The organism is Streptomyces sp. WELS2 (genome assembly GCF_013870595.1).
GTDB lineage: Bacteria > Actinomycetota > Actinomycetes > Streptomycetales > Streptomycetaceae > Streptomyces.
Genome location: NZ_JACBWZ010001042.1, coordinates 1 through 1,934, shown reverse-complemented (window position 1 = coordinate 1,934; position 1,934 = coordinate 1). Strand labels below are relative to the sequence as shown.

At 73.5% G+C, this 1,934-nt stretch carries 2 protein-coding genes; both read right to left on the bottom strand.

Annotation, left to right across the window (positions count from 1 at the left end; all coding sequences use genetic code 11):
* Positions 1-252: DUF6519 domain-containing protein (locus H5J33_RS33350; RefSeq protein ID WP_258565582.1), on the bottom strand; the 252-nt coding region annotated here is incomplete at its 3' end.
* A 54-nt stretch (positions 253-306) separates the two neighbouring features.
* Positions 307-1,934 (bottom strand): hypothetical protein (locus tag H5J33_RS33345; RefSeq protein WP_181798434.1); only part of this gene is annotated, 1,628 nt, incomplete at its 5' end.

Here is a 1,934-nt window from a genome sequence, read left to right as displayed (position 1 = left end):
GTACCGGCCGCCGTGGATGTACAGGGTGTCGATGTCGTGCTTGCCGCCCACGTACTCGATGCGGAAGCCGCAGGCGCCGGCGGGTCCGCCGTGCCGGCCGATGAGGTCGGCCGCGAGGGTGCGGGCCTGGTGGAGCTGGATGGCGGTCTGTTCGTTGAGGTCGGCGTCCAGCTGCACCCGGCCCTGCTGGGCGAGGACCGCGGAGTAGTGCCGCTCCGGGCGGAAGGTGGCGCGGGAGAGGTCGGCGTGCATGAAGGGAGTCCCCCTGGTTCGGAAGTCTGCGGGTGGGTCGTACGGCGGCACCGCTCATGTCACGAAGAAGATCCCGGCGTCCGCGATCGCGGGTGTGTACTCGGCGATCCGCGCCCTGAGCGCGTCCTCCCGCTGGGGGCGGTACAGGTCGTGGAACGCGCCGGGTTCACCGCCGTCGTCGGCGCCGCGCCGGATCTGTTCGGGGCCCTGGTCGGCCAACTGCCCGTACCAGGGCGTGCCGTAGCGCGTGGACACGAACAACGGCCGGACGGTTTCCGCCTGTTCGGTGCCGACGAGGTCGGGCTGGCAGCGATGGCGACGCGGGGTGCGCGAGCCGGGCGGCACATAGCAGTGGCGCAGACAGCCGATGCCGCGCCGGGCCACGCGCAGCCGGCCGGTGAACACGGAGTTCTCTGCGAACTCGACGGCGTGGGTGTGCACTTCGCCGATGACGGTGGTGCGGCGCAGGTGCAGCACGGCGTGCGCGTGGCGGCAGTCGGGGGCGGACAGGGCCGCGCGGTCGTCGCCGGTGGCGTCGAGGACGCTGTCGCACAGCTGGATCTCGAGGGGGTCCTGGCTCACCTCGTCGCCGATGACCTCGATGGTGCCGAGGACGCTGTGCTCGATCCGGAGGCAGGCGGTGGTGCGTTCGAGGACGACGCTGGGTTCGTCGGGCGAGTGCGGCGCGCACTCGGGCTCCAGCGACCAGCCGGGCACGAGCGTGGAGTGCCGGACGACCACGGCGCCGACCGGGCCGGTGACGTTGATGCCGCGCCCGGCGACGAGGAGTCCGTCCAGGACGATGCTCGGCCGTTCGTGCGGGGCGCAATCGGCTTCCGCGGCCCGGATGTTGAGAGCGTCGGGGCGGTTGCTGTACCAGTCGAGGAGCCGGATCACCGGCCGGGTGCCCTCGGCGGCGCGCAGTTCGAGGCGGTCGCCGGGGCCGAGGTCGAAGTCGAGCTGCTCCTGGTAGGCGCCGCTGTGGGTGATCTCGATGATGCCGGTCCGGCCGGGGCCGCGGTGGTCCTGCCAGGCCCGGTAGGCGTCCATGATCCGCCGGTACGGGCCGCCGGGGCCGACCCGGTAGAGGTCGGCGTCGGGGCGGGCCGCGCGGTCCGGGCGCTCGTACTGGCCGCCGCCCATGTCGGCGGCGAAGGCGTGGTGGTAGTCGACCCAGACGCCCTGGCGGGGCGCGCGGCGGGCGCCGAACGCGATCCGGCCGAGCTCCGGGTCGACGGCGATCTGCCCGCGCCCGGGTCGGTAGCGCCAGTCGGACAGGTCGGCGACGACGATGTCCGCCGGCGGTACGGGCCGGTCCTCGCCGTCACGCCGGATGCACAGGCTCTTGCCGGGGCCGTAGTAGTCGGCGAGCCGGTCGTGCAGCAGCCGGCGGGTGATGAACGCGGGCATGTTGTCCACGGCGGCGATGTGCGCGGGCGAGGGTTCGGGCACCGGGCGGGTGAGCAGCGGGGTGTCGTTGCCGAGGATGGAGAAGGTGTAGAGGTTGCGGGCGCGGTCGACGCAGTAGGCCGGTGACGTGGTGAGCGCCTGCGGCTTGAGCCGCCAGACGAAGAGAGCGACCCCGGCCGGGGTCCGGCCCCCTTGTCGCCTCGTGGAGTCGGCGCGGCGGACGTCGACGCTGCGGGACGTCGTGTCGAAGGGGCCGCCCGCGGTGGCGAGTG